General features: G+C 77.4%; 6 protein-coding genes. 4 read left to right on the top strand and 2 right to left on the bottom strand.

The genetic code is table 11. The features are described 5' to 3' along the window. Positions 1-2,431: AfsR/SARP family transcriptional regulator (locus tag ABD317_RS31080; protein ID WP_344294249.1), on the bottom strand; the 2,431-nt coding region annotated here is incomplete at its 3' end. 265 nt (positions 2,432-2,696) lie between these two features. Between ABD317_RS31080 and ABD317_RS31085 the strand changes: the two genes are divergently transcribed. Then, entirely contained in the window at positions 2,697-4,457 is a 1,761-nt protein-coding gene (locus tag ABD317_RS31085) for a glycoside hydrolase domain-containing protein (protein ID WP_344294251.1), read from the top strand. A gap of 154 nt (positions 4,458-4,611) precedes the next feature. Further along, positions 4,612-5,184: an NUDIX hydrolase gene (locus ABD317_RS31090; RefSeq protein ID WP_425582480.1), complete on the top strand. Its 573-nt coding sequence runs from the start codon at positions 4,612-4,614 to the stop codon at positions 5,182-5,184. Between the two features lie 46 nt (positions 5,185-5,230). Here the strand turns inward: ABD317_RS31090 and ABD317_RS31095 are convergent, their stop codons facing one another. Beyond that, a complete protein-coding gene (locus ABD317_RS31095) occupies positions 5,231-6,145 on the bottom strand; it encodes a GNAT family N-acetyltransferase (protein ID WP_425582481.1) in 915 nt (304 codons plus the stop codon). A 69-nt stretch (positions 6,146-6,214) separates the two neighbouring features. Here ABD317_RS31095 and ABD317_RS31100 point away from each other — a divergent pair, with 69 nt between their 5' ends. Together ABD317_RS31100 and ABD317_RS31105 are read left to right on the top strand one after the other, a co-directional pair. Then, positions 6,215-6,592: a GntR family transcriptional regulator gene (locus ABD317_RS31100; RefSeq protein WP_344294253.1), complete on the top strand. Its 378-nt coding sequence runs from the start codon at positions 6,215-6,217 to the stop codon at positions 6,590-6,592. 437 nt (positions 6,593-7,029) lie between these two features. Further along, positions 7,030-7,488 (top strand): helix-turn-helix domain-containing protein (locus ABD317_RS31105; RefSeq protein WP_344294255.1); only part of this gene is annotated, 459 nt, incomplete at its 3' end.

Below are 7,488 nucleotides of genomic sequence, written 5' to 3' on the forward strand. Positions count from 1 at the left end.
GGCCCGCCGCCGCGGCGGACTCGGCGGGGTGGTGGCCGCCCGCGGCCGGGCGGGCGCCGGGCTTCGCCCGCGGGACCGCGCGCGGGCGGTCCAGCGCCGCGAACTCCTTCAGCGACCGCTTGAACGCCGCCACCGCCTCCCCGTAGTGGTCCTGCACGGTCTCCAGCTCGCCCAGGTTGCGGTGGAGCACGGCGACGCCGAGCCGGTCGCCGGCCGCGGTCGCCGCCGCCAGCGCCGTGCGGTGGGTGTCGCGCCAGTCGTCGAAGTGCGCGGACGACTCGAAGAACGCCGCCAGCGTCACCGCCAGCCGCCACGCGGTGCCGGTCTCGCCGGCGTCGGCCGCCTGCCGGACGAGGGCGGTCAGCGTGGTCCGTTCGGCCTCCAGCCAGGCCAGCGGCTCCGCCGCGACCCGGTCCGTCTCCGCCGCCGGGGGGCGGTGGTGCGGCGCCGGCACCCGTACGCGGCCGGAGAAGCCGGAGGAGAGGGCGTCGTCGGCGCGGCGGGCGAGGTCGAGGTAGGCGGTGAGCACGCGGCCGAGCGCGGCGGCCCGCTCGGCGGCCGGCTCCTGGGCGTGGGCGCGCTCCCGGGCGTAGAGGCGCAGCAGGTCGTGGAGGCGGTAGCGGGGTTCCGCGGCGGAGTCGGGGGCGTGCACCTCCACGAGGTGGTTGTCGACGAGCGCGTCGAGGGACCGCTCGGCGAGGGCCACCGGGTCGCGCGGCGCCGCGTCGCCGAGGAGCGCGGCCACGACCCAGCCGGGCACCGTCGGCACGTCGAGCAGGCCGAGGAGCCGGAACGCGCGCTGCGCCGCGGGGTCGAGCGCCGCGTAGCCTAGCGTGACGCTGGCCCGTACCTCCAGGTCGCCCGCCACCAGCTCGTCCAGCCGCCGCCGCTCGTCGGCCAGCGCCTCGGCCAGCCGGGGCAGCGAGAGATGCCGCCTGGTCGCCAGCCGGGCGCCCGCGATGCGCAGCGCGAGCCGCAGCCGGCCGCACTGCGCCGTGATCTGCGCGGCGACCGCGGGGTCGCGGCGCGCACGGTCGTCGCCGGCCGCGCGCGCCAGCAGCTCCAGCGCCTCCGCGTCGCTGAGCAGGCCCAGCTCGACGCGGAGCGCGCCTTCGAGCACGGCGAGCCCGGCGCGGATGGTGATCAGCACGGCGCTGTCGCCGGTGCCGGGCAGCAGGGGGCGTATCTGCCGCTCGCGGTCGGCGTTGTCGAGGACGACGAGCACGCGGCGGTCGGCGAGTTCCGCGCGGTAGCGGCGGGCCCGCTCCTCCAGGCTCTCGGGGATGGCGGCGCCGGTCATGCCGAGCGTCTTGAGCAGGGAGGCCAGCACCTCGCCGGTGTCGGCCGGGTGCCCCGCCGCGGTCCGCAGGTCGGCGTGCAGCTGGCCGTCGGGGAAGACGTCGCGGAGCAGGTGCGCGGCGTGCACCGCGAACGTGGACTTGCCGGCGCCGGCGACGCCGGTGACGAGGACGGTGCGCGGCGCGGGGTGACGCGCGTCGACCCGCCACGCGTCGCGGCCCGGCACCGCCCCGTCGGCGGGCCAGGACCCGGCCGCCGGGCCCGTCCCGGCCTCCGGCCGCCCCAGCCACCGCAGCACCTGCACCAGCTGCTCCCGCCGCCCCACGAAGTCCGGGATGCGCGCCGGCAGCTGGCAGTACGCCGGCCGCTCCGCGACCTCGTGCCGCGGCGCCGGCTCCGCGCCGCCCGCCAGCACCGCCGCGTGCACCTCCTGCAGTTGCGCCCCCGGTTCCACGCCCAGCTCGTCCACCAGCAGCCGGCGGGCCCGCTCGTACGTGCGCAGCGCGTCCGAGCGCCGCCCCGAGCGGTGCAGCGCCTGCATCAGCCGGCCCCACAGCGGCTCCCGCAGCGGGTGCTCCGCGAGCAGCGCGCCCAGCTCCGCGGCCAGCTCCGGATGCCGGCCCACGGCCAGCTTCGCGTCGGCCAGGTCCTCCCAGGCCGTCAGCCGGCACTCCTCCAGCCGGGCGGCCTCGGCCCGTACCGCGTCGGTGGCCGGCACGTCCGCGAACGCCGGGCCGCGCCACAGCCCCAGCGCCTCGGTCAGCGACGCCACCGCCGCGTCCGGCCGCCGGTCGGCCAGCTCCGCGCGCCCGGCGGCGGCCAGGGTCGCGAAGCGGGCGGCGTCGGTGCCGTCCGGCTCCACGGCCAGCTCGTAGCCGCCGGGGCGGGTGTGGAGCGTCTCCGGGCAGCCGCCCAGGGCACGGCGCAGCCGGTGCACGTACACCTGCAGGGACTTGGCGGCGGAGTCCGGTACGTCGTCGCCCCACAGCTCCGCGATGAGCGCGTCGGCGGGCACGAACCGGCCCGCGTTGATGAGCAGATGGGCGAGCAGCGCACGCTGTTTCGCGGCGTTGAGCTGGACCCACCCCGTGCCGTTGCAGACGTCGAGCCTGCCAAGGACCCGATAGCGCATCACACCGTCCCCTGGTCACGGTCGTCGTGAGCTGCTCCGGCGTCACCTTCCTTGTACTCGGCGGTACATGTCAAGGATGCCCGCGTCCCGGCAGGCAGCGGCCGCGCAACCGTCGCGCAACCGCCGCGCTGCGGCCATCGCGTAGACACGTGCCGCGTCACCGTCGTGTCCCGCCGCCGGCGAGCCCCGCCGGCCACCGGAGCCGCCTCGGAACCCCGCCCGCCCCGGGCCGGAGCCCCCACCTTCCGTAGGAGAGCGATTCCCGATGTCACCCAGCCGTACGGGGTCCTGGCGGCCCCTGCTCGCCGGACTGGCGGCCCTCGGCACCCTCGGCGGGCTCACCGCCGCCGCCCCGGCCGCCGCCGAACCCCCGCCCGACACCGGCAGATCCGTGAGCTACCACGGCTACCGGGTCACCGTCCCCGCCGGCTGGCGGGTCGTCGACCTCGCCGCGGACCCGGGCGCCTGCGTACGCTTCGACCGCCCCGCCGTCTACCTCGGCGAGCCCGGCGACCAGAGCGCCTGCCCGCCCGGCCTCAAGGGCCGCACCGCCGGGCTCGTCGTGGAGCCCCTCGACGCCTCGGCCGCGCGGCGGACCACCGCGGCCACCGCCGTCGCCCCGCGCGGCAGCGCGACGGCGCCGGCCGCGACGTCCCGCGGCGGCGCGATCCAGGTGGCCGTCGAGGACGCCGGCGTCCTCGTCACCGCGGCGCACGGCCCGGCCGCCGAGGACCGGGTACGCGACGTCCTCGCCACCGCCGAGCTGACGGCCGGCGCCGAGCGCACCGAACTGTCCGCCGCCCGCGCCGCGTCCGGGGACGCGGCGGAACCGCCGGCCGCCGCCGGCCCGCAGCCCGGCGACTTCCGCGGCAAGGGCTTCGACGCCTGCGCCGCGCCCCCGCAGGCCGCGATGGACGCCTGGCTCGCCTCCTCCCCGTACCGCGCCGTGGGCGTCTACATCTCCGGCGCCACCCGCGCCTGCGCGCAGCCCAACCTCACCGCGGGCTGGGTGGCGGACCAGACCGGCAAAGGCTGGCACCTCATCCCCATCGACGTGGGCCGCCAGGCGCCGTGCTCGAACTTCTCCCACAAGATGTCGTCCGACCCCGTCACCGCCCGCTCCCAGGGCGCGAGCGCCGCGAACGCCTCCGTGGCCGCCGCGCAGAACCTCGGCATCCCGGCGGGCAGCGCGCTCTACACCGACATCGAGGGCTACAACTCCACCGCCTCCTGTAAGGCCGCGGTCATGAGCTACGTCTCCGGCTGGACCGAGGCGCTGCACGCCGCGGGCTACCTCTCCGGGCTGTACTCCAGCGGCGCCTCCGGCATCCGCGACGCGGCGAGCGTCTACGACGACAGCCGCTACCTGCGCGTGGACCACCTGTGGTTCGCCTGGTGGAACGGCGTCGCCGACACCGACGGCGGACCGTACGTCCCGGACTCCTACTGGTCCGGCCACCAGCGCATCCACCAGTACGTCGGCGAGGTCTACGAGACGTACGGCGGCCGGCGCCTGCACATCGACCGCAACTACCTCGACGTCGGCGAGGGCACCCCGCCGCCCGTCACCTGCACCACCGCCAACCTCAGCTTCAACTCCTACGCAACCGTCCGCTCCGGCGCCACCGGCGCCCTCGTCGACGCCGCCCAGTGCCTCCTTGAGGCCGCCGGCCACGACCCCGGCGGCGCCACCCCGACCGGCACCTTCGACGCCGGCACCGTCGCCGCCACGAAGGCGTTCCAGACCGCCCGGGGACTGGCCGCCGACGGCATCATCGGCCCCCGCACCTGGACCGCGCTACTGTCCCACGGCACCACCCCGCTGCTGCGGAACGGCTCCACCGGCGACGCCGTCAGCCGGCTGCAGCGCGCCCTGACCGCCGCCCTCGGCCGCACCGTCGGCATCGATGGCATCTTCGGCCCCGGCACGGAGGGGGCGGTGCGCGACTACCAGAGCGCGCGCGGGCTCGGCGTGGACGGCATCGTCGGCCCGGCCACCTGGGGAGCGCTGCAGGCCGGGAGGTGAGCCGGTTGTCTCAGCGCGGCGGCGGCCCGGGGGCCGGCGGCGGGCGGCGGGAGCGCCGGCGGACGGCGTCCCGCGGCCCCGCCGCGCCCGGGTTTTCACCGCGGAGCCGAGGGGAGGCCGCGGCGATGTCGGCGGCGGCTGCGATGATCGGCGCATGAGCACCGAAGCGGCGAAGGCCGCGCCGCAGGGCGGATTACCGCGGCCCCACCGGCACCAGGAGATCGTCGACGTGCACCTGATGCTGTTCCGGCGCGCGCCCGGACCGGAGGTGCTGCTCGCCCGCCGGGCCGGCACGGGCTATGCGGACGGCCTGCTGAACCTGCCCAGCGGCCATCTGGAGGAGGGCGAGGACGTACGGGCCGCGGTGCTGCGCGAGGCCGCCGAGGAGATCGGGCTCGTGCTCGCCCCGGAGCAGGTCGCGGCGGCGCTCGTCATCCAGCACAAGCCGCCGGTGGGCCGGCCCCGGATGGGCTGGTTCTTCGCCGCGGAACTGCCGCCCGGCGCCCGGCCGGTGAACGCGGAGCCGGACAAGTGCGCGGGCATCGGCTGGTATCCGCTGGACGACCTGCCGGACGACACGGTGGCGTACTGCCGGGCGGGCCTGGAGGCGCACCGGGCGGGGCAGCGGTTCGTGCTGCACTGGCACGGGCCGGAGGACTCCATAGCCTCCGGCCCTCAGGTGCCGAGCCGGGCGGTGGTGCTGCCGCAGACGGACGGCCCGCCGTGATCCCGCCGTACGGCACGCGCGGCGCGGTCCGGAAACGGCGGGGCGCTCAGAGATCCTTGACGCAGCGCCGCTCGACGGCGTACGGCTGGTAGCCCAGCCAGCGGTTGACGGCGAGCATCGGCGCGTTGTCGCTGTCGTTGCCCGTGTACGCGTCGGTGTATCCGGCCGCCTGCGCCCGCCGCAGCGACTCGTGCTTGGCCAGCTTCGCCAGCCCCCGGCCGCGGAACGCCCGCCGGGTGCCGGTCATCCCGGACGAGTAGCGCTCGCCCCCGTCGGTCTCCGCCAGGCTGTACGCCGCCACCTCACCGGCCACCACGGCGGCGACCGTCAGCTCGTGGTCGAGCAGCGGCTCGCGCCAGGTGTGGTCGAGCCAGTTCTCGTACGTCATGGCGTCGGCCGGGGTGTCGCTCGGCTCGTCCGCCGTGGCCTCCGCGTCCGCCTCGTACAGCGGCCGCGGGTCGGCGGCGAAGTCCGCGAACGGGCGCAGCTCCACGTCCGCCGCCGGCTCGGGCCGCGGCGGGAGCGGGGCGCGCAGGTCGAGATGGAGGATCCGGCCGGAGCGCCCCGGGCGGTAGCCGTGCCGCTCGGCGAAGCCGAGGTCCCGCTCGGAGTCGTACGCCCAGGTGTACACGGCGGTCGCGCCCTGCGCGGCGAGGTGCGCCTCGGCCGCCGCCACGAGCGCCGTGCCGACGCCGCGGCCGGTGTGCCCGGGGTGCACGTGCGGGTGGGTGATGCCCTGCCCCGGCGTGCTGCTCTCGGCCGAGACGTACGCCTCGGCCTCGCCGACGATCCGCCCGTCGACCTCGGCGACCAGCTGCCGCAGCCGCTTCTCGGGCGGTGCGGAGGCCACCTTCCAGCGCACCGACGCGGGGGTCACGACGAAGAACGGCACCGCCGCGCGCTGGACCCCGGCGACGGCGTCGGCGTCCTCGGGCCGGAAGTCACGTACGAGCACACTCATGGCGCCGCACGCTACGGCGAGCGGGCGCCGCTGTCGTGCGAATTTCTCCCGGCGGCCCACAATGACTCCGTGACCATCCAGATTTTCGTCGACCAGCAGGCGCCCGAGGCCCCGTACGAGCAGGTGCGCGCCCAGATCTCCGCCCAGGCGCGCGACGGCGTGCTCCCGGCCGGCACCAAGCTGCCCACCGTGCGGGGCCTCGCCGAGCGGCTCGGCCTCGCCCCGAACACCGTCGCCAAGGCGTACCGCGCGCTGGAGACCGACGGGGTGATCGAGACCCGCGGCCGGCACGGCAGCTTCGTCGCCGCCGCCGGCGACGCCGCGCGGCGCGAGGCGGCCGCCGCGGCACAGGCGTACGCGCAGCGGGCGCAGCGCCTCGGACTCGACCACGGAACCGCGCTGACCGCGGTGGAAGAGGCGCTGCGCGCCGCCTACGCCGGCGCGTAGGACCCCGCCGGGCGGACCCGGCCCGGGTCCTCGGGGGTACACGCCGGAACCGGGGGCCTCGTCACCCGGGCCGGGCCGCTGCCCGCGGATGTGCACGGCGCCGGGCGGTCGCCGCGCGGCGGCTCGGCCGAAGAGGCCCACCACGGGGCCGAGCCGACGACTGCGCAGACCGCACCCGGCGCCGCCCGCGAACCGGCCCGGCCCGGGAGGCCGTCGCGCGGCGCCGAGCGGATACCCCCGTACTCCGCCCGGCGCCGCGCCGCTTCGGTGCTGGGGCGCTGGCTTGGTGCTGGTGGCGTGGTGCCGGTGACCAGCCTGGCGACCCCGGGGAACCCGTCGCAAGCGAACGGCGCCGAAACGGGAAGCTGGAACGGGAATCCGCCCACCCACCAGCGAAAACAGGACTAGGGTGGAACGCGTGCGAACGGGGGCAGGGTGTGACTGACGCGGCGACGGAGAAGTTCGCGGCGCTGCTGCGCGAGTTGAAACAGCGCTCGGGGCGCAGCTACGGCTCGCTGGCGGCGCGGCTGCACGTGAGCACCTCGACCCTCCACCGCTACTGCAACGGCGACGCGGTCCCCGCGAGCTACGCCCCCGCGGAACACCTGGCCCGCCTCTGCGGGGCGACGCCCGAGGAACTGGTGGAACTCCACCGCCGCTGGCACCGCGCGAACCCGCCCCGCCGCGGACCCGCGGCCGGCGGCGGGCCCGCCCGCCCGTCGTGGGCGGCGGGGAACGAGCCTGCGGCGGGCGGCGGTTCGTCGTCGGACGGCTCCGACGCGGCTGCGGCGGCTTCGGGTGCCGGTTCACCCGCCGACGGAGGCCGCGCCGCCTCCCGGGCACCCGGCACCGCCGGTACGTCCGGCTCCGGCGGTTCCGGCGGCTCTGTCGACAAG

It is taken from the genome of Streptomyces synnematoformans, from assembly GCF_039531005.1.
GTDB lineage: Bacteria > Actinomycetota > Actinomycetes > Streptomycetales > Streptomycetaceae > Streptomyces > Streptomyces synnematoformans.

What these genes read in the sequence shown, in the direction of transcription:
- ABD317_RS31085 (WP_344294251.1), top strand. Translation starts at nt 2,697, where the DNA reads ATGTCACCCAGCCGTACGGGGTCCTGGCGGCCCCTGCTCGCCGGACTG.
- ABD317_RS31090 (WP_425582480.1), top strand. Translation starts at nt 4,612, where the DNA reads ATGAGCACCGAAGCGGCGAAGGCCGCGCCGCAGGGCGGATTACCGCGG.
- ABD317_RS31095 (WP_425582481.1), bottom strand. Translation starts at nt 6,145, where the DNA reads ATGAGTGTGCTCGTACGTGACTTCCGGCCCGAGGACGCCGACGCCGTC.